The following is a 20,776-nucleotide window of genomic DNA, read 5'->3' as shown; positions in this document are numbered from 1 at the left end:
GAACGAATATGTTTGGATTTCTGCGCTCAACAACGTCAGAGAGTGATGCTCTAACTGATGATGAGGTCAATCAGAGTTATCGCTATTGGCGCCTTCACATCATGATAGGAATGTATGTCGGCTATGCGGGTTTTTACTTCACTCGTAAAACCTTTAATTACGCCGCGCCTGCAATGATCACCGATCTAGGTTTGGACAAAGGCGATATCGGCTTAATTGGCACGCTCTTTTATCTTTCTTATGGCTTATCGAAATTTATCTCAGGCACGATATCGGATCGGTCGAACCCTCGTTACTTCATGGGGCTTGGCCTAATCGCGACTGGTCTGATAAACATCGCGTTTGGCTTTTCGAGTTCGTTAGCGGCTTTTATCTCGCTATGGGTACTGAATGCATGGTTCCAAGGTTGGGGCTGGCCATCGTGTTCCAAGTTATTGACGACTTGGTATTCTCGCTCCGAAAGAGGCTTTCGCTGGGCAATCTGGAATACAGCGCACAACGTGGGTGGAGCGCTTATCCCTATTCTTGTGGGTTATCTAACGCTGCAGTTCAGTTGGCGAGCTGGGTTTATCTGGCCGGGTGTGATTGGTGTTTTTATCGGTCTTATTGTCTGCTGGCGCTTACGTGACAAGCCCACCACCATGGGACTTCCGACGGTAGGGAAGTGGCGCAGTGATCACCTGGAATTAGCGCAAGAGAGCCATGGGCAAGGGTTAAGCTATCGAGAGATCCTGAAAACCTATGTGTTCAGCAATAAGTACATTTGGTTGCTCGCCTTTAGTTATGTGTTGGTTTACATCGTAAGAACGGCAGTTAACGACTGGGGCAATTTATACCTCACCGAAGAACACGATTACAGTTTGATCAACGCCAACGCTGCCTTGTCTCTGTTCGAGATAGGAGGTTTTGTTGGTTCACTTGTTGCTGGGTGGGGATCGGATAGGTTGTTTGGTGGCAACCGCGGTCCAATGAACATCTTGTTTGCGATTGGCATCTTCCTTTCGGTTTCGGCTTTATGGCTTATGCCTTTAACCAACTTTGTGTTTCAAGCGGCTGGGCTATTCTGCGTTGGCTTTTTTGTTTTTGGCCCTCAAATGCTTATTGGCATGGCGGCGGCGGAATGTTCACATAAAGACTCTGCCGGGGCGGCGACAGGTTTTGTTGGCTTGTTTGCTTATATGGGAGCAGCACTTTCTGGTTACCCATTAGCGCTCGTTCTAGAAGCTTACGGCTGGAGTGGGTTCTTCATTACCATCTCTACTTGTGCGGCCGTTATTGGCTTGCTGTTACTGCCTTTCCTACAAGCTCAATCACCTCAGAAAAGTGCAGAAGCTCGCTCTGGTTTTTAAGGAACGATAACAAGATAGTCACTAGTGTTTGTATTCAGATGCTTGTATCGCTGCTGTAATCAGTGCGATACAAGCCGCTATCTTATTCTCAGCGCTTTCTACTCGTGATATTCAAATGTGACTATTTTCACGCTTTTCATCGGTCTCACCTGTTTCTAAGAATTTTTCCTATTGCGTCTAAGACCTCATCTCATGTGGGTCCTAGCTGCTCTCTGTAGTCTTTCTAATTATTTACGTTATTAGAAATCAGCTCTCTGAATTATGTTCAAAGGCCTCACTATGGAAAACGCCATGTCACTCAGCCACTTCTCAGAACACTCATTTTTCCCAATGGAAAACACCATCCAAAATTATGCATGGGGGAGCATTTCTTCGATACGTGAGCTGTTTGGCTTTAAGAATGAGTCACAAGAGCCGCAAGCGGAAGTTTGGATGGGAGCGCATCCAAAAGGTTGCTCAATGGTCAAGTTGGACCAGCACTTGGTGCCCCTCTCTGAGCTGATTAACAACAATAAACCGGCCTATCTATCAAGCGATATTGCGCAGGAGTTTGGTGAGCTGCCGTTCTTGTTTAAGATCTTGGCTGCAGAAAAAGCGTTGTCTGTGCAGGTTCACCCAAACAAGCGCCAAGCTGAAATTGGCTTTGCGAGAGAGGAACAGGCAAGCATTCCTCTGACCGCAGGGCATCGTAATTACAAAGACTCTAACCACAAACCTGAATTGGTTTACGCGATCACTGAATATCAAGCAATGAATGGCTTTCGAGAATTCGATGAAATATTAGGGTTGTTCAGAAAGTTGAATGCGAGCGAGCTGGCTGGTTTAGTTGAAGAGTTTGGCAACCACCTTGATTCTCTAGGTTTAGAGGCGTTTTTCCGTGATTTATTAACTCTGGACGACCAACGTAAACACCGAGCATTAGAGCAACTTCTGGCTTACGCAGCCGCTCACCAAGGTCAATCTGAGTTTGCTTTGGTTACTGAGCTTAGCCACCAGTACCCGAATGATATCGGTTTGTTTTGCGTTCTGCTGCTTAACTTGATCACACTACGGCCGGGTGAAGCGATGTATTTGAATGCAAACACTCCGCACGCATACATCAAGGGGACTGGGCTCGAGATTATGGCCAATTCAGACAATGTGCTGCGAGCTGGCTTAACGCCAAAACACATTGATGTCGCTGAGTTGGTTGCCTGCACAGAGTTTACACCAATCCCGTTCGAACGCTTGTTGTTAGCACCTTCAAAGTTAGGTCAATGTGATCGCTATGATATCCCAGTTAGTGACTTTGATTTCAATATTTTTCATCGCCCAAAGCAAGAAGAAGTCATCACAAGCGGTGCTGAAATTTTAATGGCGATAGATGATGATTTAACGTTAATGAGTCAGAAAGGTGAACACCTGACACTCACCAAAGGGCAATCGGTATTTATCCCTGCCTATATTGGTCATTATGTACTGAGCAGTAATGGGCGAGTGGTTAGGGCGTTTAATTAGAGATGGTGTTTGTGGTATAGATTGAGCTCCATCCCCACAAAATCATCATCTCCTTCATCAACAACGTGATAGCCAAGCGATTGATAAAAGTTAATAGCACGAGCATTACTTTTAAAACTCGATAGAGTGACTTGACTAAGTTGCTCTGCCATAGCTTTTTTATGTATGAGAGTCATGACTTGCTTGCCAAGCGAACGGCCTTGGTATTGAGGGAAAATGATCAGCAGATGAATATGGTATGCGTTGTCATAAGGCTTAAAGCAGACGAGTCCTACTCTCTCATTTTCGCGATATACCCAATGAAACCAAGATGGATGGTATTCGTTTAAAAGTCGTAGGCGTTGGAAGTTGTCATCCCAGCCGAAAACGTCATCTACGTGTATGAAGATACCTTGTTTAACACACGCAAACAGTTCATCGAATTCAGAATTTGAAGCGAGTTGGAGTTGTATGTTCTCTTCTTTCATTGCCACTTTTACCGCTTCCTTATCAAACGCCTTTGAATAAGCAAACAGTAACATAATTGAAGAAGCCGAATTAGCTTAGATTTGCGAAGTGATGAAACCAAAAAGCCATGCGTGATGCATGGCTAAGAATAAAGTCTTGGATTGATTTTTCTATACGATCTTAAGCGCGTGATGGCGCGTGAGCTGTTTGTGTAGCGAGTCTTTGAGCTCCATGCGTTCTACTTTGAGGTTGTGCATGCTGTCGTCATCGATAGGGCTGCCAGAGATTTCTAGCTGACGGATGTCGTAGTCGAGTTGGTGGTATTTCTGCATGTCTGCTTTGAATTTTTCGTCGTCGTGGTTGAGCTGAACAATGTCTAATTTAAGATCTGGGAAATCTAAGATAAAGGCATGGTTTTCATTGAGCATTGGCACTTCCTCTCTAGTCGAATTATTAACAGTATAGAAGTAATTTTTCGAAAGAAATGTGGTTCAAAACACAAAGCCGTAAAGCGATCAAAAAAGGGCGTAAACTCGTAGGATTATCCTCGAACTTGCGCCATTTTGTATGTATATAGCTAACTATTTATAGTTATATGTTTAGAACTATAAGAGTTTAAAGCAGAAAGTTTACTTTGCTTTCTTACCAGAGCGTTGCTGCTCTTTGTGTGCAAGCTTCTCTTTTTTGCGTTGCTCGATAAGGTGAGCAGCTTCGCCGCCTACGTGGGTTTCGCCACGAGCATTCGACAGTTGAACTTGCTTTTCACGTTCACGGAAACGGGCTTTCTGCTCGTCGCTGTGCTTATCAATACACTTAGGGCAGCTTACGCCTTTCTCGAAGTGTTTAGAGGCTTTGTCTTCGTCAGTGATTGGCAGGCGACACGCGTTACACACATCGTAACCGCTCTTTTCTAGCTGGTGGTTTACTGCAACACGACCATCAAATACGTAGCAGTCGCCTTCCCACATGCTCTCTTCTTCTGGTACTTCCTCTAGGTACTTAAGAATGCCGCCTTCAAGGTGGTAAACCTCATCAAAGCCTTGCTCTTTCATGTAGGCTGTTGATTTTTCGCAACGAATACCGCCAGTACAGAACATCGCGACTTTCTTGTGTTTCTTAGGATCAAGGTTGTCTTCAACGTACTGAGGGAACTCACGGAAGGTTTCTGTGTTTGGGTTTACGGCATTTTTGAAGGTGCCGATGTCCACTTCGTAGTCGTTACGAGTATCAACCAGAATCACATCAGGATCAGAGATCAATGCGTTCCACTCGTTTGGTTTCACGTAAGTGCCAACAACATGGCGTGGGTCGATGCCCTCAATGCCCATGGTTACGATCTCTTTCTTAAGCTTAACCTTGGTGCGGTTGAATGGTTGTTCTTCGTTGAACGACTCTTTGTAAACAACATCAGCCAAACGAGAATCTTGTTTGAACCATTGAAGAAGAGCGTCGATAGATTCGCGCTTACCTGCAACGGTGCCGTTGATACCTTCACTCGCAAGTAGCAAAGTACCGCGGATTTGGTTGGCTTCTAACACGTCAGTGAGTGGCTGGCGAATTTCTTGGTAATCATCAAGTGCTACGAATTTATACAGAGCACATACAACATATTGAGACATGGTTTTTCCTTTCTGCGAGCTGGAACGTAAATCCAGAGCGGTTGCCTTTTATGATACATACTGAGTTTGATTTACTCAGGTTTGCCCATATTGGCTTATTAAAATCCGCCGCAGTATAACCAAGCCAAGGAAGGACAAAAACCAACCAAAAGTAGGGCTATTTAGCATTGTTATTAGTGTGGCTTTTGGACTAAGAAATGCAATGAAACCGTTTTATCTGGTTCGAATTACAACACGTATTCCCAAACCAAAAAGGCCCTGCTGTAAAAATACATCAGGGCCTTGGTATTGAATCTGTCTGACTTAATCAGCGATTACGCTTGGTTAAGTACTTCCGCTAAGCGTTTCACCGCTTCTGTTAATTCTTCTGGGTTGGCGTTAGTGAAGTTTAAGCGCAGTGCGGCTTTTGCTTCATCGGCCTTTGGATAAAATACTGGGCTTGGTACAACCGCCACACCATTCGATAGCAAAGTCTTAGCTAATTCGAAGGTATCGCACTCTGGGATTTCTACCCAAATGAACATCCCGCCATCGACGGCTTTTAACACGCAATCTGCAGGCAGTTGTTTTTCTAGCTCTGAAAACAACACTTCATAACGAGACTTGTACAGTGTGCGAATGTTTTCCATATGCACGCCAAAGTCTTCATGTTTTAGAAGGCCAACAAGCAGCGCTTGCATGGGTACACTTGAGTGCAAGTCAGCGCCTTGCTTCACTTTGATCAGTGGCTCAAGGTAGCTGCGTTTGCCTGTTACCGCGCCAATACGTAGGCCTGGCGATGCAATCTTAGAGAATGAACGAAGAACGATAGAGTTATCAGGGCAGAACGAAGAAACCAATGGCAGTTCCGTACCAGTGAAACGTAGCTCACGGTATGGTGCATCTTCAATGAAGGCTACGTTGTATTTGATACACAACTCAGCCACTTTTTGACGAGTTTCTGTTGCCCAGCACACACCGGTTGGGTTGTGGAAATCAGGCACGGCATAGAACATTTTTGGCGCTTGCTCGGCAAAGCATGTTTCCAGTTCATCTAGGTTCGGGCCAAATTCAGTTTGAGACACGGTAGCGATGTTTGCTTGAACTAGGCCAAACACCTGCATCGCACCTAGGTAGCTTGGCGCTTCCATCACAACCACATCACCCGGGTCAACATACGCACGCGCAATCAAATCCAAACCTTGCTGAGAACCTGTACAGATCATGGCCGTGTGTGACTCTGGCAATTGGTAGCTTTGTGTTAGGTGGTCAAGCAACGGGCCGTAACCGGCAGTAGAGCCGTATTGGAAAACTTCAGGCATGTTCGCTAGGTTTTCTAGCGTTGGCTTCATTAAATCGATTGGGAATGTTTTCTCGTCCGGTAAACCGCCGGCCAATGAGATGACATTTGGATCACTTGCGGCTGCGAGGATCTCTCGAATGTATGAAGATTGAATCTGTTGTAATGACTGTGCGATTTCCATGTGTTGTGTCTCGTCGTTTATCGTTTTTATTCTATCGCTTGATATTACACGGCAATTGTAAAAACTAGCGTGTCCGTTTATGCTCTTAAACATGTCCATTTATGCTATTTAAACGATGTCACGTCAACACATATCGCGAATCAATGATGTCCTGTTCCATATTCACCAAGACATCAGTCAGCCTTTGTCTGCCAAAGAGTTATCTGAGATAGCGGCCTATTCAGAACAGCACTTTCATCGCACCTTCAAAAGTGTGGTCGGGGAATCGTTGCATCAATACATCCGACGAACTCGAATGGAGTATGCAGCCAACCAATTGATGTTTGATACCAGTTCGTCTGTGGTTGAGATCGCCCATAAATGTGGCTTTAGCTCGGTGTCTTCGTTTAGTCGAGCATTTAAAGCGACCTTTAATATGTCTCCGGGCGAGTGGCGTAAACACGATTTACAAGTAGCAGAAAAACCCTATTTAAAAGATCCCGAAGTGGCGGCGGGCTATTTGAATGTTGCGCAGCGAGTGTTACCTGAACCTAAGATTATTGAAGTGCCTGAACGGATGGCGGCCTATGTTCGACATACGGGATATAATCGATCCATTCGCAATGCGTGGTTGATATTGAAAGCGTGGGCGAATTCGGAACAGCGTGATTTCTCGAGCCAATTTGGTTTGCATCACTCAAACCCTGCTTGGGTTGAGATGGATCAGTGCCGCTATGTGGCGTGTATCGCGATTGATGAGCCGATTAAGTATCGTAGCGTAGTTAATCAGATGGTGATTCCGGGCGGCTTACACGCTGTGTTTCGACTAAATGGCCGCTATGGAGAACTGCTACCACAGATCAGTATGGTGTTAGAAAAGTGGCTACCCACATCTGGTTTCAAACAGCGCTCGACTCCCGCGTATGTGCATTATCATCAGAATCATTTTCTCAACACCGATGAAGTGTTCGAACTCGATTTCTACCTTCCCGTGAGCTTTTACTAATCGATGGTTGTGCTGTTTTGTTGAACCAGACTTTGATCTTTTGTTGAGACAAATTAGCACAACCAATAGCAGCTAACGATTTTATGCAGTTGGCCTAAGATAAAGATGCTTTGTTGATAATCTACTCTAAGTAAATGATGACAACGTACGGATTAAACGATAGCATTTCGTTCTAATTGCAAATAGTTCTTAATATCACTCGATAGAATATGACCATTACCCACAAAGATTATCTGAAAATCGCTTTCCCTTTCATCATCTCAACGGTGACACAACCTCTGTTAGGTGCTGTGGATACCGCTGTTATTGGCCAACTTGGTATTGCTGAATTGATTGGTGGCGTAGCGATCGGCACCATCATTATGAACACCATGTATTGGTTGTTTGGTTTTTTCCGTGTCAGTACCACGGGCCAAAGTGCGATGGCACTGGGTAAGGGAAACCGCACTGATTTGGCGGGTAGCTTGATGCGTCCGTTTGTGCTGTCTGGTTTAGTGGGTTTGATCTTTATCTTGATACAACCACTCATCTGGCAAGGCGCAATGTGGGTGATAGAGCCTGAAGCCAATGTAGCCGAGCACGCGCATATCTACTTCAGTATTTTGATTTATGGCGCGCCTTTCGTGTTGCTTAACTACACCATTATTGGTTGGTTAATGGGACAGGCGAAAGCCAAAGACGTTCTTTATACACAAGTGTTTGGTAATGTGTTGAACATTGTCTTGGATGCGGTGTTTGTACTTTATTTCGATTTGGGTGTCGCAGGTGTGGCTTACGCAAGTTTGATTGCACAAGTTACCACCTTTGCGATTGGTGTGACCTTGGTGATGAAGACCAGCAATATTTCGATCTCTGAGTTCTTGCAAGGCTCGAAGATGACCAAGAAAGACCTATCGACAATCATCTCTTCGAATACCGATCTATTGCTTCGCACCATTTGTATCTTGGTGTTCTTCAACATGATGGCGCGTACTGGCTCTAAACTGGGTACCGATGTTCTAGCGGCTAACGCGATCTTGATGCAGGTGACCTTCATTGTCAGCTATATGTTTGATGGTATTGCCAACGCATCGAGTGTGTTTGCAGGTAAGGCGGTAGGACAGAAGAACCCTTCAATGCTTGATCGTGTTTTAAGGCTTAACTTCCAATGGACGTCAGGTTTCATTGCCGCGCTGACGCTTTTAACTTTGATTTTTAAAGATATGATTGTTTTCTTGTTTACCGATATTCCAGCGCTGGTCACGCTGTACCAAGAGATGGCTCCGTGGTTAATTGTGTTCCCGCTAGTGGCTGGCTTTGGCTTAACGGTTTATGGCATTTTTACCGGAACGGGAACCACACGTCCGGTTAGAGACTCAAGCATCGCGACTTTGTTGGTATTTTTAGCGGTACAGGCATTCACCGTCGATATTTGGGGTAATCATGGTTTGTGGTTGGCGTTTACTCTGTTCTATCTTGGGCGTATTGCGTTCCTGTATCCGTTCATCGCACAAGTTAAGCAGAAGTGTTACCCAGTCGAAGATACCGCTCATGGTGCCATTAACTAAGTAACCTAATCACCACCTGTAATATTTTATGAAAGCGCTTTACTATTTTTACACGATAAATTTAGTGAGTGCTTTTTTGTATCGGTAAAAATCACCTCGAAGGGTCAACACGCCCTAATGAAAATTGGTCAATCAAACAGCAAATAAAGTGCGATGCAGTTCAATGTTCTCTTTTCATCATGTCGGCTAAATGATAGAGTTGTTATGTTATAACATCTATATGTGATTATCTGCGTGAACACCCCACTTTTGTCTGTTGACCACCTAACGATCAAAACCTCTTCGAGAACCCTTTTCCAAGATATCCACTTCGATGTTTATCGAGGTGAACTGTTGGCGATCATGGGACCGTCAGGCATTGGTAAGTCGATGCTTTCACGTGCGATTGCGGGTTTTCTGCCAGAAACGGTCGAGGTTGAAGGTCATATTTCTCTGTCTGGTGAAGCGGTATGTGGTTTGCCTATGCTGCAAAGAACCGCAGCACAACGACCTGCGGTTATCTTCCAAGATGCCCTTCAAGCATTAAATCCTCTGGTTTCAATCGAAGGTCAACTTAGTTTGGCATTGACGGGGACTCGCACTAAGCCCAAATCACAAGACAAAATCAAACTCACCGAATTGCTAGTACAACTTGGTTTCCCTAATCCTGAAACTATCTTGCCGTTATACCCGAGCCAAATTTCGGGCGGGCAACGCCAACGTGTTTGTATTGCGATTGGCTTGCTGAGTAACGCCGATATTATCATCGCCGATGAACCAACCAGTGCGTTAGATCCCGTGACAGAGCAAGAGATACTTAAGCTGATTCGACACAATGTTAAACAGCGTCAAATTGGTGGTTTACTCATCACCCATGACCTGCATAGCGCGTTGGCGTGTGACAAGTTGTTGGTCATCGATGATGGCGGTGTGGTGGCTTACGGTGCTCCGAAACATGCACTTGAATCGAGCTCTCACGCTTTCTGCTGTTCATTGAGAGACTTAATCGAATGAGCTCGACCTTACCACTAAACTCAGAAGCCTCGTCATTAATGCCAGTGACTGATTCAGAAACACAAGCATCGACAGAGATTACGTTCGACAATGTGAGTGTTCACTACTACTCCGTGCCAAGTTGGTTGGGTGGTAAAGCGTTCAAAGCGCTACAGAACATAGACCTTAATGTTGAAGACAAAAGCCTAGCAATTGTTGGGCGTTCTGGTGCCGGTAAATCAACGTTAATTGAACTGCTATTTGGCCTTAAAGCGCCAACCGTTGGTCAAATAAACTTGTTCGGTTATTCGCTCCCAATTCGCGATAGCAAAGCGCAAGCAACGGTGTGTCGCTTGATTCAATTGGTGCCTCAAGAGCCCCACACTAGCCTCAACCCTTACTATACCGTTCGACAGATCTTAGCCGAACCTCTAAGTAACTTAGATGTTTCGGGTAATCATGAAGCCATCATTGAAGAGGCGCTTTCAGACGTTGGATTGCCTGCCAGTTTGCTCTTACTGAAACCTAATCAGCTTTCTACAGGTCAAGCTCAACGTGTGGCTATTGCTCGGGCTCTTGTCGTTAGACCCGCAGTGCTGGTGGCCGATGAACCTACTGCCAGCCTTGACCCAGTGAATCGCCAAAGGTTGTTGGACTTGGTTAATTCATTAAAAAAGAAGCGCGATATGCGCCTTATTTTGGTTACTCACGATTTAGGTGCCGCAAAAGCCCTTTGTGAAGAAATACTGGTACTCGACCATGGTGAAATGGTGGAGCACGGACCGACCGATCAAGTGATGAGTAAACCTGCTCATCCTGCGACTCAGATGCTGATCGAGTCTCAGCCTCTTTCGAAATCTACTTGTTAAACACAACCTTATTTATTAAAAAAATACAGCTACAGAGAAAAAATAATTATGCGTTTTAATTTAATCAAACTGGCTTGCACGCTTGCGTTGGCTCTGCCTTTGACGGGCTGTTTTGACTCTCAACCAGGGTCTAGCGATGCCGCAGTAAAATCTGAAATTCGAGTTGCGATGATGCAACCACCAAGAACGGGTTTATCGCCACTTTCTGATGACGCTTTTAAGTTATCTCGTTGGAGCACAGCAGAAACTCTGGTTAACCTGAGCCCAACCTCAGAAGCAGAACCTATGCTAGCAACGGATTGGAAACATCTTGATCCTCTGACTTGGCAGTTCACGATTCGCCAAGGCGTTAAATTCCATGACGGTTCGACATTAACGGCAAACTCTGTAGTGAACTCTCTACAAAAAGCGCTTGAAGCAGCACCTAAGCCGCGCATCCTAGATGGAGTAGAGCTAGAAGTGAAAGCGATGGACAACTACCGTGTAGAGATTAAAACCAGCTTTGATGACCCTCTTCTACCAAGCCGTTTATCAAGCCCTCAATTAGCGATCCTAGCAGCAAGTGCTTATCAAGAAGATGGTCGTGTTAGTCCAATTGGCGCAGGTACTGGCCCGTTTGAGCTGACTGAAATCAACGGCACAACCAGCGCGAAACTGAAACGTTTTGACGGCTACTGGGGCGAAAAAGCGCAAGTAGAATCTGTAATTGCAGAATACGTTCCTAATGGTTTTGCTCGTGCTGCAGCACTGAGAACCGGCACGGCTGACGTCGTTGAAGCGGTACCCGTTTCACAAATCGCGACCATTGATCCGAACCTACTTTACGAAGTGGCAATGCCTCGTACTAATACGCTTTACCTGAACAACAAGTCAGGCGTATTTAGCGATATTGAACTGCGTAAGGTAGCGGCAGCTGCAGTAGACCGTGAGCAGATCGTGAATACTGTTTATGAAAACCACGCGGATATCGCGCAAGGCCTATTAGGTCCTGCACTTGCTTGGGCTGAACCAATTCGACCTGAAGGTCAGGCAGTTGACAAAACGCTAAAAGCGAACGGCGAAAGCATTGTTATTGGTACCTTTACCGACCGTGCAGAGCTTCCAGAAGTGGCAGCGCTACTGAAGCAACAACTTGAAGCGGCTGGTTTCAAGGTTGAGCTGGATATTCGTGAATATGCTCAGATCGAGAACGATGCGCTATCTGGTAAGTTCGACGCGTTTATCCTTTCTCGTGCAACGGTTCTAGATTCGGGTGACCCAGTGGCTTACATGATGAGCGACTTTGGTTGTAAGGGTTCATTCAACCTTGGCCAGTTCTGTTCTCAAGAGGTAGATAAAGCACTGAATCACGCTGACCTACAACCGCTAGGTGCGCTGCGTCACCAAGCGATCATCGAAGCTGAACAAAAAATCCTTAACGATTTCGCGGCTATCCCGCTGCTTCACGAACGTGTGATTCAAGGTGAAAGTGAGCGTGTAAGCAATGTCGTTCGTGACCCAAGTGAACGTCGCTTGGTTGACCAAACTACACAGGTCAAAAAAGCGACACAAGTTAACCCGGCAACACAGGCTAACTAAATAAATGTTATCTGCTGAGACTCTGCGTCGAACTCTATTTATCTTGACGCCTTGGCTATCAAGAATCGCCTCACTGATTGTGGTGGTGATTCTTGTTGGTTTGATGCCTGACATTGCAGGCATCGATCCAAGCCAATCTATTCTGCGGGCTAGGGCGGGGCAACAACACCTGCTTACGCCTGAAGCTTTAGCGGCGGTACGCGCTGATCTTCAGCTTGACCGTTCAGCTATTGAGCGCCTGCTCGACTGGGTAGGAAGTGCTTTTTCAGGTGATCTAGGTGAATCATGGATTGATGGTTCTTCGGTTGCACTAGGTATTCAAAAAACAGCGTCTACATCTCTGTTTTTGATGTCTAGCGCACTGGTGATGACTTTCGTACTGTGTGGTGCAGGCCTGCTTGCCACCTTACGCAGTTGGAAGAAGGGCAAGCTGGGGCAGAGCTACAGCAGTTTAAGTACGGTATTAATATCGTTGCCAGAGTACGTAGTGGCCTCGGTATTAATATTGGTGTTCTCTATCTGGTTAGGTTGGCTACCACCGTATGGTTGGCAAGGTTGGCAAGATATCTGGCTACCGAGTTTAGCGCTCGCACTGCCTGCAAGTGGCTTGTTTAGTCGTCTACTCAGAGACTGTTTACAACGCGTTCTCAATGAACCTTGGGTGATCACTTGGCTCAGTGCCAACGTTCATTCCAATCAAATTATTCGCTTTGCGCTGAAAAGAGCGCTGAGCAGTCTGATCCCGCAAATCGCGATGATCGTGATTGGCTTAACTGGTGGCGCAGTCGCGGTTGAGCTTATCTTCTCGATCCCTGGTATCGGGCGCATGATTCTTGGTGCAGCCAAGGCGCAAGACTTACCAACGCTGCAAGGCGGCTTATTGGTGTTGCTGCTATTTTCAATTGCCGTGAGCAGCATGAGCTTGTTTGTTCAGCAATTGATTCTTGGCCACAGCCTGAAAAGCGGCAAGCTCATCAGTAGCCACTCTTCGTTTCGTTTTACCCAGAACCGCGCAAAGCGTGTCACTGCTTTTGCGATCTTCTCTTTCCTAATTGCTATCGTTGTATGGGCTGCATTCCGAGACCCATACACTAGCCAATTCGCACGCTTGGCATCACCGAGTTGGCAAGCACCTTTGGGCGCAGATGGCATTGGTCGAGACCTACTGGCGAGAATTGGTTCTGGTATGATTGCGACCTTCCAAGCCGGCATATTGGCAACGTTCTTGAGCTTGGTGACGGGCATCATCATGGGTTTCAACACCCGCTTTAGCCAAGGCCTTATCGAGATCACTAAGGGTATCCCATACATCATTGCAGGCTTGCTTGTTGCAGGCTTAACGGGGATGAATCCGAACAGCGCATTAATCGCGATTGTATTGGTGTCGTGGGCGCCGCTAGCTGCACACTGCTCAAGCTTGATCGTAGAAGCGAAGGCTCAACCTTATACACACCTCGCGCCACTATGGGGCACCAGTAAGCTTAGAATCTTCCGTTTCTACTTGCTTCCGTATGTGTTGCCACCGTTGTTAAGACACGCGATGTTGAGGCTACCGGTTATCACTCTAAGTCTGACCTCGCTGAGCTTCATCGGATTAGGGGCAAAGCCACCAACACCTGAATGGGGTTTGATGATCGCAGAGAACCTTCCATACATTGAGCGCGCGCCATTAGCAGTCATGGGGCCAATTGTTGGGCTGATCTTGTTGGGTGCAGCCATTAACTTGATGTTTGATGACTAACGTAAAGATCCGGTCGCTGAGGTTTCTAAATTGACGATCCGATTGGGTATTCGATTTAGCATTTATGTTGTAACCTTAGCCCTGCTTTTTAGAGACGCTTTTTGATCGGCTCGAAAGTTAAACAGGCCCTAGTTAAGTGTAAAGGATTCAACATGTATCTCGTTTTGTATTGCCACAATATTGGTATGACCGACTTTTCTTTCTTTGAGACGGAAGATTTCGATAAGGAAGATGGCTATATCGTGCGAGGCAAATGGCCGAACGAGAAAGCGTTCCGTGATTACTTAACCAAAGAGTTTGGTGACATGAACGAGTTCCAAGTGATCGACTTAATCGCCAAAGGCGCAGAAGCAGAACACTACTCGCCAGAAGAGTTGGTGCGCTTAGCTCAGTAGCCGCTAGCTCAGCAATATCTAGCTCGGTAATACGTTTTAAATCGAATAAACAAATGGCAGCCTGATTGGGCTGCCATTTTTCGTTTTAAGCTAGAGCACGTTGCTCGCAGTATGAGTGGATCTACTGCGCCACTTCGTCCACCAAGTACAAGATTGATTGATACGGAATGCCACTGTGGTGTGATAAACCGATCTCACAGGTTCGGCTGTTACTAAAGCCACGAGTGCAGTTGCTCGGCACTTGTTCCTTGAGTGGGTGTACCGCCGCCTCATTCAGCTCTGGTGTAGTGAAGCCTTTGTCACCTGCCCAACCACAACATTGAATATGCTCTGGAACAATCACCTCTTCGGTACACGCTTTAGCAAGGTTTAACATCGCGCCTTCTAAGCCCATTCGACGAGAGCTACACGTGACATGCAGCATCACGGTTTCTTGTAGCGGCTCAAGCGTCAGATGTTCAAGCAAATATTGATTCACAAACCCTGTTGGCTCTAACACCTCTAATGGCTTGGTGAACTGTTCAATACTGCGTTTAGCACATGGGCTGGTATCCATCAATATTGGGTATTCACCCTGACGACTGGCTTGCCATAGCACTTCTTCCAACTGCTGAGCCTTCGACTGTGCTAAGTCGGTCATTCCTTTGCTGTCGTAAGGCATACCACAGCATTGGTCATCTAGCTTCTTCGGTAGAATTACCTCGAATCCTGCCTTGTTGAGCAAAGACATGGTCACTTCAGTAAGAGGACGTTGGTCGCCCGCATCGCTTTGTTGCCCCATGGTTCGACTTGCACAGGAAGGGAGGTAAACCACCTTCTTATGATTGCTTGAAGATTCTGCCGTCACGGGTGATGAGGCAAGCGAGTGACTGTTGGACTGCGGCATCTCTGGCATCCAAACAGGCGTTGCGCCTTTGGTCACTGAGCGCAGGCCATTGGTAAGCTTACCGACCGTGTTTGCCCCCAAGACCTTACTCGCTACTTGATTGGTTTTGAGGCCTGCTTTGGTCAGCTTCGTGGTGGTCGAGAAATGATCCGCTGTCCACTTAGCGATTGGTGTGAACTTCTCATACTTGGCAACACGAAGCTTCTTCACTAAGTCACCCGTATTAATGCCTACCGGACAGCGCTCAGCACACAGGCCTGTTGCCGCGCAGGTATCAATGCCTTGGTATTCGAAGGTTTTCTCTAGTTCACTGGCTTCTATCTCTTCACCTGCTTCTCGGCGGCGTTGCAGTTCTCGGTACAACACAATACGTTGGCGAGGTGACAAGGTCAGTGTGCGAGAAGGGCAAACAGGTTCACAGAAGCCACACTCAATACAGCGGTCGACTAGATCATCGGCAGCAGGCATCGGCTTCAGGTCTGTGATGTGGGAGTTTGGATTGTCGTTGATGATAACGCCGGGGTTAAGCAGCCTTTCTGGGTCAAACAGCGCTTTGATCTGTTGCATCAAGGCATAGCCATCTTTGCCCCATTCCAATTCCACATAAGGTGCCATGTTTCGGCCCGTGCCGTGTTCCGCTTTTAGAGAACCTTGGTATTTCACCGCAACCAGCTCGGCAACATCGTCCATGAAACCGCCGTAGCGATCGATTTCTGTTTGACTGTCGAAGCCTTGAGTAAATACAAAGTGCAGGTTGCCTTCGAGGGCGTGACCAAAAATGATCGCTTCGTTGTAGTCGTATTTGTCGAACAGCTCTTGTAGCTCTCGAATACCGTTAGCGAGGTTTTCGACAGGGAAAGCCACGTCTTCGATGATAACGGTTGTGCCAACTTCACGAACGGCTCCAACTGCTGGGAACATGCCTTTTCGGATGCCCCACAGAGTCGCGACTGTCTTCGGATCGGACGTGAAAGGGACTGATTCAACAATTGTGTATTCAGTCAATGCATCCAAAATTGATTTACATTGTAAATCTAAGTCCTGCTGGGAGCTGGCGTGTGATTCCACCAAAATAGCCGCCGCTTCTAAATCTAGGTTTGGCATAAACGCAGGCATACCCGGTTTATCCGCGACAGAACGTAGCGCCCTGCCGTCCATCAACTCAACGGCTGCAACCGGAGTTTTGGATAATGTAGTTACGGCTTTACTTGCTTGCTCGATGTCGGCAAACACCAATAGCGCTGAAGCTTTGTTCGGGTGTTCAATCACCGTGTTGTAAGTGATCTCGGCTATGAAGCCTAGTGTGCCTTCTGAGCCAATCATCAGGTGTTTGATGATCTCAATTGGATCGTGGTAATCGACCAAGGCATTCAGAGCGTAGCCAGTGGTGTTTTTGAGGCGGTACTTGTGGCGGATTCTGTCTGCAAGTTCTTGGTTTGACGCTGTCTGTTGATGTAATTCGACAATGCCTTCAAACAGGTCTTTATGTGATTCCTTGAATGCCTCAACACTTGCGTTGTCAGCCGTATCAAGCAGGGAGCCATCACTCAATACGATTTTCATGCTCTCAACGGTGCGATACGAGTTTTGCGCAGTACCACAACACATGCCACTGGCATTGTTCGCCGCAATACCCCCTATTTTACAGGTATTGATAGAGGCTGGATCTGGGCCGATTTTACGTTGGAAAGGGGCAAGGTATTTGTTGGCATCAGCACCAATCACACCCGGTTGAAGGATGATCTGATTGCCGTTGTCGACAATTTCATGGCCACGCCAGTCGTCGGTCAGTGTGATGAGTACCGAGTCTGAAACGGCTTGCCCTGAAAGGCTAGTGCCCGCGGCGCGAAAGGTAAAATGAATACCGAGCTCGCGACAGCTTTGAATGGTGAATATCACTTCGTCTAAGTTTTTGAGCCTTAGAACCATTTTCGGCACCAAGCGATAGAAACTCGCATCGGTGCCGTAAGCCAATCGCTTTGCCTCTTGCGTGACAATGCGTTCCGTTTCTATTTTTTGAGCCAGTATCGCTTCAAGCTGCTGATAAGCCTGTGCGTCTATTACTCGCTCATGGGATGTGTTTGTCTCCATCTTTGCTTCCTTGTGCTTCTTATTTGGCACTGATTTGTTTTTTTATTTTATTTTCCAGTGCTTAAACGGTGTCACAACGGCAGTGGAATTGCTGTGACACCGATTGAACTTCAGTCTAAGTAGACCAAAGCATTAGTCTGAACCTGAACCTAAATCAGAATCGTGGCCGCTTAATCTAGCCCTACCAGAGATTCGCGAGTTAAGTCTTTGATTGTCTTCGCGCCTGTTAATGTCATCGCAACGCGCATTTCTTTGTCATATAGGTCAAGTAGGTTCTCAACGCCTGCTTGTCCTTGCGCTGCTAACGCGTAGACGAAAGAGCGACCAAGCAAGGTGCAGTCTGCGCCCATCGCCATCATGCGAACTACATCTAAGCCAGTACGAATGCCTGAGTCGACCAGAATCTTAGTGTCGCCTTTTACTGCGTCTGCAATTGCAGGCAGTGCTTTAGCACTCGATAGAACACCATCCAGCTGACGGCCGCCGTGGTTTGAAACTACGATACCGTCTGCACCAAATCTTACGGCGTCTTTTGCATCTTCTTCATCAAGAATGCCTTTGATGACCATTGGGCCATCCCAGAAGTCACGGATCCACTCTAGGTCTTTCCATGAAATTGATGGGTCGAAGTTATCACCCAACCAACCGATGTAGTCTTCCAGTTTGGTTGGAGAACCTCGGTAAGTAGAGATATTGCCAAGATCGTGTGGTTTACCCAACAGACCAACATCCACCGCCCAACTAGGATGACGCATAGATTGAAATACACGACGAATTGCTGCATTTGGACCACTCATTCCTGAGTGCATGTCACGGTAACGAGCGCCGGGTACTGGCATATCAACGGTGAAGACCAGTGTCGTCACGCCTGCCGCTTTGGCACGTTCCAATACGTTCTTCATGAAGCCACGGTCTTTTAGCACGTAAAGTTGGAACCACATTGGGCGTTCAATCTTAGGTGCGACTTCTTCAATCGGACATACCGATACTGTCGACATCGTAAAAGGGATGCCTTTGTTGTCGGCGGCTTTTGCTGCTTGTACTTCACCACGTCGTGCGTACATGCCTGTTAGTCCAACCGGAGCTAATGCAATCGGCATCGCCAGCTTTTCGCCGAACAATTCGGTTTCCAAATTTAGGTCCGACATGTCATTGAGGACACGTTGCTTGAGCGCGATCTCTGCAAGATCGGCCGTGTTGCGGCGTAGGGTATGTTCTCCGTAAGAACCGCCGTCAATGTAGTGGAAAAGAAACGGTGGTAATTTCGCTTTTGCTGCGGCGCGGTAATCAGTCGATGCGGATATGATCATAATTTCAGTCCTAAATTCTTGGGATGTTGCCCTTCTATGAGAGCTTGGCTTGGGCTGCTTTAATTCGGGGAAATGGCGTTAATACCCGGGGTGTTGATGTGTTTTAGTATCCATTCCGAAACTCATCAACTGTCTTATTAGACGGTGTTACAGTCGGGGAATTGAGTATTAACGCCAAGTGCTTTTGTAACGACTTATGGTTTACATAAGTGCGTCTGTCATTTTGAAGCCGTAGATAACCACTAGGCCGATGATTCCGGTCATCACCAAGTAGTAGAACGTTGGGATGATTGTCTTACGTAGTGTTGCGCCTTCGCGTCCTAATAAGCCTACGGTCGCCGATGCGGCTACCACGTTGTGAATCGCAATCATGTTACCTGCTGCAGCACCAACGGCTTGCAGAGCAACAACCACGGCACTAGAGACCGACAGAGTTTGTGCTACCTCGAACTGGAACTGGCTGAACATCATGTTTGAAACGGTGTTTGAACCTGCAATGAAGGCACCTAACGCACCAACCGTGGCACTTAACGCTGGGAATGCGCCGCCGACTAGGTCAGCTGCAAAGTTGGCAGTGGTTACTGGCATACTTGCTAAATCAGCGCCGTTCACACCTGAGTTAATGAAGATACGAACCATTGGGATGGTGAACACCAACACAAAGCCAGCGCCTATTAGAGTCTTGCTCGACTCACCAAAAGCTTTAGCCAGTGGTGTTGCGCTGCGTGATTGCATTAGAACAGCAACCAGTGCGACGAAGACCAAGATACCGCCAGGTAGATACAGAGGCTGAATCGCTGTGCTTACGCCTGTCTCGCCAAGGATGTTGCTGAAAGAAAGGCTAACGCTCTTAAGTAGGCCTTTGAACTCAGGGCTCACACGGCTAGCAACGAGAGTGACAGCGAGCAGCACGTAAGGTGCCCATGCCATCGCCATACTCATTTTCTTATGACCTTGCTTACTGTTTGAATGAGTGTCATCAAGATCGATCTTCAAAGAACCTAGCCATTCTGCTGGCCACTTGTCTTCGCTTTCAAAGTCCCATTTTGATTTAGGTACTAGGAAGCCGCGTTTTGCTGCTGTTACAACAATCGCAAGGCCAACCAAACCACCAATCAGTGATGGGAACTCAGCACCGAGGAAAACACCCGTTAGTGCGTAAGGAATGGTGAAAGCGGCACCTGCGAACAGTGCGAATGGCAGGATATCAAGACCTTCAGTCCAGCTTTTGTTCTTACCGAAGAAGCGAGTCAGCATCATCGCCATCAATACAGGAATCATCACACCAACGCAGGCGTGGATGATTGCAACACTTGATGTGATCTGTTGTAGGTAAGCATCCCATGTTGAACCATTGGCAATCAGGCTTTCACCAATGTTGTGCGTATCCAAACCTTTGTTCACACCAACGATGATAGGTGTACCAACCGCGCCGAACGATACCGGTGTAGATTGGATCATCATGCCCATCAATACCGCAGCCAGCGCTGGGAATCCGATAGCAACCAATAGTGGTGCAGCGATGGCAGCCGGTGTGCCGAAGCCAGATGCGCCCTCAATGAATGAACCAAAACACCAAGCGATGATGATCGCTTGCACACGACGGTCTGCTGATATGTCAGTAAAGCCGTTGCGGATGGTGGTGATAGCTCCGGTGTGTTTCAAAGTGTTTAATAAGAAGATGGCGCCAAACACAATCCAGAGAACCGACACGGTAATGCCGAAGCCTTGGAATACAGAAGCTAACACGCGAGTGCTAGACATATCCCATGCGAATAGGGCGATAGCAACGGTTAATGCAAATGCCACTGGCATCGCTTTTTTTGCAGGCCAGTTAAGGCCAACCAGCAGAATCGCTGCAACAACTATTGGCGAAAAGGCCAATAATGCTAGTAGAGTTTCACTCATGGGTACTTCCTCGTACTTGTTTTCAAACGTTCATGTTTGAAGTGAATAACACGTCATTAGTTTTGTAGGTGTAATCTGAATCTCGAGGATTCAATTGTTGTAATTAGAGTCGCTTTATT

At 46.8% G+C, this 20,776-nt stretch carries 16 protein-coding genes; 9 read left to right on the top strand and 7 right to left on the bottom strand.

Annotated elements, in window-relative coordinates; genetic code table 11:
• The first annotated feature begins 8 nt into the window (after nucleotides 1-8).
• Together AB6D93_RS07935 and manA are read left to right on the top strand one after the other, a co-directional pair.
• Entirely contained in the window at nucleotides 9-1,349 is a 1,341-nt protein-coding gene (locus AB6D93_RS07935; protein ID WP_065583566.1) for an MFS transporter, read from the top strand.
• A 291-nt stretch (nucleotides 1,350-1,640) separates the two neighbouring features.
• On the top strand, nucleotides 1,641-2,846 hold the full coding sequence (manA, locus tag AB6D93_RS07930) for a mannose-6-phosphate isomerase, class I (protein WP_102332286.1): 1,206 nt from the start codon (nucleotides 1,641-1,643) through the stop codon (nucleotides 2,844-2,846).
• Here the strand turns inward: manA and AB6D93_RS07925 are convergent.
• From AB6D93_RS07925 to AB6D93_RS07910, 4 genes are all read right to left on the bottom strand, one after another.
• The gene (locus tag AB6D93_RS07925; protein WP_102332285.1) at nucleotides 2,843-3,367 is read right to left on the bottom strand and encodes an N-acetyltransferase; all 525 of its coding nucleotides are present in this window, start codon (nucleotides 3,365-3,367) and stop codon (nucleotides 2,843-2,845) included. The genes manA and AB6D93_RS07925 overlap by 4 nt on opposite strands.
• Before the next feature lie 96 nt (nucleotides 3,368-3,463).
• Nucleotides 3,464-3,721, bottom strand: a complete 258-nt coding sequence (locus tag AB6D93_RS07920) for a YdcH family protein (RefSeq protein WP_009846137.1) — start codon at nucleotides 3,719-3,721, stop codon at nucleotides 3,464-3,466.
• A gap of 201 nt (nucleotides 3,722-3,922) precedes the next feature.
• A complete protein-coding gene (locus tag AB6D93_RS07915; protein ID WP_017067892.1) occupies nucleotides 3,923-4,912 on the bottom strand; it encodes a rhodanese-related sulfurtransferase in 990 nt (329 codons plus the stop codon).
• Between the two features lie 314 nt (nucleotides 4,913-5,226).
• Nucleotides 5,227-6,375: a PLP-dependent aminotransferase family protein gene (locus tag AB6D93_RS07910; RefSeq protein ID WP_017077028.1), complete on the bottom strand. Its 1,149-nt coding sequence runs from the start codon at nucleotides 6,373-6,375 to the stop codon at nucleotides 5,227-5,229.
• 115 nt (nucleotides 6,376-6,490) lie between these two features.
• Here AB6D93_RS07910 and AB6D93_RS07905 point away from each other — a divergent pair, with 115 nt between their 5' ends.
• The 7 genes from AB6D93_RS07905 (at nucleotide 6,491) to AB6D93_RS07875 (ending at nucleotide 14,462) form a co-directional block, all read left to right on the top strand.
• On the top strand, nucleotides 6,491-7,360 hold the full coding sequence (locus tag AB6D93_RS07905) for a GyrI-like domain-containing protein (RefSeq protein WP_017077027.1): 870 nt from the start codon (nucleotides 6,491-6,493) through the stop codon (nucleotides 7,358-7,360).
• Nucleotides 7,361-7,569: 209 nt separating this feature from the next.
• Nucleotides 7,570-8,907, top strand: coding sequence for an MATE family efflux transporter (locus AB6D93_RS07900; RefSeq protein ID WP_017077026.1), 1,338 nt, complete (start codon nucleotides 7,570-7,572; stop codon nucleotides 8,905-8,907).
• A gap of 234 nt (nucleotides 8,908-9,141) precedes the next feature.
• Complete coding sequence (locus tag AB6D93_RS07895) at nucleotides 9,142-9,900, top strand: ATP-binding cassette domain-containing protein (protein WP_017077025.1); 759 nt, start codon at nucleotides 9,142-9,144, stop codon at nucleotides 9,898-9,900.
• Nucleotides 9,897-10,748: an ABC transporter ATP-binding protein gene (locus AB6D93_RS07890; RefSeq protein WP_102332284.1), complete on the top strand. Its 852-nt coding sequence runs from the start codon at nucleotides 9,897-9,899 to the stop codon at nucleotides 10,746-10,748. The genes AB6D93_RS07895 and AB6D93_RS07890 overlap by 4 nt, the downstream gene beginning before the upstream one ends.
• A 48-nt stretch (nucleotides 10,749-10,796) precedes the next feature.
• A complete protein-coding gene (locus AB6D93_RS07885) occupies nucleotides 10,797-12,326 on the top strand; it encodes an ABC transporter substrate-binding protein (RefSeq protein WP_102332283.1) in 1,530 nt (509 codons plus the stop codon).
• Between the two features lie 4 nt (nucleotides 12,327-12,330).
• Entirely contained in the window at nucleotides 12,331-14,067 is a 1,737-nt protein-coding gene (locus AB6D93_RS07880) for an ABC transporter permease subunit (protein WP_102332282.1), read from the top strand.
• 152 nt (nucleotides 14,068-14,219) lie between these two features.
• Nucleotides 14,220-14,462 carry a hypothetical protein gene (locus AB6D93_RS07875; protein WP_017061558.1) on the top strand — a complete coding sequence of 81 codons (243 nt, stop codon included), beginning with the start codon at nucleotides 14,220-14,222 and terminating at the stop codon, nucleotides 14,460-14,462.
• 121 nt (nucleotides 14,463-14,583) lie between these two features.
• Here the strand turns inward: AB6D93_RS07875 and AB6D93_RS07870 are convergent, their stop codons facing one another.
• The 3 genes from AB6D93_RS07870 to AB6D93_RS07860 all read right to left on the bottom strand — a co-directional run bounded on the left by AB6D93_RS07870 (nucleotide 14,584) and on the right by AB6D93_RS07860 (nucleotide 20,657).
• On the bottom strand, nucleotides 14,584-17,439 hold the full coding sequence (locus AB6D93_RS07870; protein WP_102332281.1) for an FAD-binding and (Fe-S)-binding domain-containing protein: 2,856 nt from the start codon (nucleotides 17,437-17,439) through the stop codon (nucleotides 14,584-14,586).
• A gap of 170 nt (nucleotides 17,440-17,609) precedes the next feature.
• Nucleotides 17,610-18,749, bottom strand: coding sequence for an FMN-dependent L-lactate dehydrogenase LldD (lldD, locus tag AB6D93_RS07865; RefSeq protein ID WP_010432610.1), 1,140 nt, complete (start codon nucleotides 18,747-18,749; stop codon nucleotides 17,610-17,612).
• Nucleotides 18,750-18,950: 201 nt separating this feature from the next.
• Nucleotides 18,951-20,657 (bottom strand): L-lactate permease, encoded by a 1,707-nt coding sequence (locus AB6D93_RS07860; protein ID WP_102332280.1) that lies wholly within the window; start codon nucleotides 20,655-20,657, stop codon nucleotides 18,951-18,953.
• Between the last annotated feature and the right edge of the window lie 119 nt (nucleotides 20,658-20,776).

Source organism: Vibrio sp. 10N.247.310.23 (genome assembly GCF_041467155.1).
GTDB classification, from domain to species: Bacteria; Pseudomonadota; Gammaproteobacteria; order Enterobacterales; family Vibrionaceae; genus Vibrio; species Vibrio crassostreae_C.
This window is presented reverse-complemented; position numbering and strand designations above follow the sequence as displayed.

What these genes read in the sequence shown, in the direction of transcription:
- AB6D93_RS07935 (WP_065583566.1), top strand. Translation starts at nt 9, where the DNA reads ATGTTTGGATTTCTGCGCTCAACAACGTCAGAGAGTGATGCTCTAACT.
- manA (WP_102332286.1), top strand. Translation starts at nt 1,641, where the DNA reads ATGTCACTCAGCCACTTCTCAGAACACTCATTTTTCCCAATGGAAAAC.
- AB6D93_RS07925 (WP_102332285.1), bottom strand. Translation starts at nt 3,367, where the DNA reads ATGTTACTGTTTGCTTATTCAAAGGCGTTTGATAAGGAAGCGGTAAAA.
- AB6D93_RS07920 (WP_009846137.1), bottom strand. Translation starts at nt 3,721, where the DNA reads ATGCTCAATGAAAACCATGCCTTTATCTTAGATTTCCCAGATCTTAAA.
- AB6D93_RS07915 (WP_017067892.1), bottom strand. Translation starts at nt 4,912, where the DNA reads ATGTCTCAATATGTTGTATGTGCTCTGTATAAATTCGTAGCACTTGAT.
- AB6D93_RS07910 (WP_017077028.1), bottom strand. Translation starts at nt 6,375, where the DNA reads ATGGAAATCGCACAGTCATTACAACAGATTCAATCTTCATACATTCGA.
- AB6D93_RS07905 (WP_017077027.1), top strand. Translation starts at nt 6,491, where the DNA reads ATGTCACGTCAACACATATCGCGAATCAATGATGTCCTGTTCCATATT.
- AB6D93_RS07900 (WP_017077026.1), top strand. Translation starts at nt 7,570, where the DNA reads ATGACCATTACCCACAAAGATTATCTGAAAATCGCTTTCCCTTTCATC.
- AB6D93_RS07890 (WP_102332284.1), top strand. Translation starts at nt 9,897, where the DNA reads ATGAGCTCGACCTTACCACTAAACTCAGAAGCCTCGTCATTAATGCCA.
- AB6D93_RS07885 (WP_102332283.1), top strand. Translation starts at nt 10,797, where the DNA reads ATGCGTTTTAATTTAATCAAACTGGCTTGCACGCTTGCGTTGGCTCTG.
- AB6D93_RS07880 (WP_102332282.1), top strand. Translation starts at nt 12,331, where the DNA reads ATGTTATCTGCTGAGACTCTGCGTCGAACTCTATTTATCTTGACGCCT.
- AB6D93_RS07875 (WP_017061558.1), top strand. Translation starts at nt 14,220, where the DNA reads ATGTATCTCGTTTTGTATTGCCACAATATTGGTATGACCGACTTTTCT.
- AB6D93_RS07870 (WP_102332281.1), bottom strand. Translation starts at nt 17,439, where the DNA reads ATGGAGACAAACACATCCCATGAGCGAGTAATAGACGCACAGGCTTAT.
- lldD (WP_010432610.1), bottom strand. Translation starts at nt 18,749, where the DNA reads ATGATCATATCCGCATCGACTGATTACCGCGCCGCAGCAAAAGCGAAA.
- AB6D93_RS07860 (WP_102332280.1), bottom strand. Translation starts at nt 20,657, where the DNA reads ATGAGTGAAACTCTACTAGCATTATTGGCCTTTTCGCCAATAGTTGTT.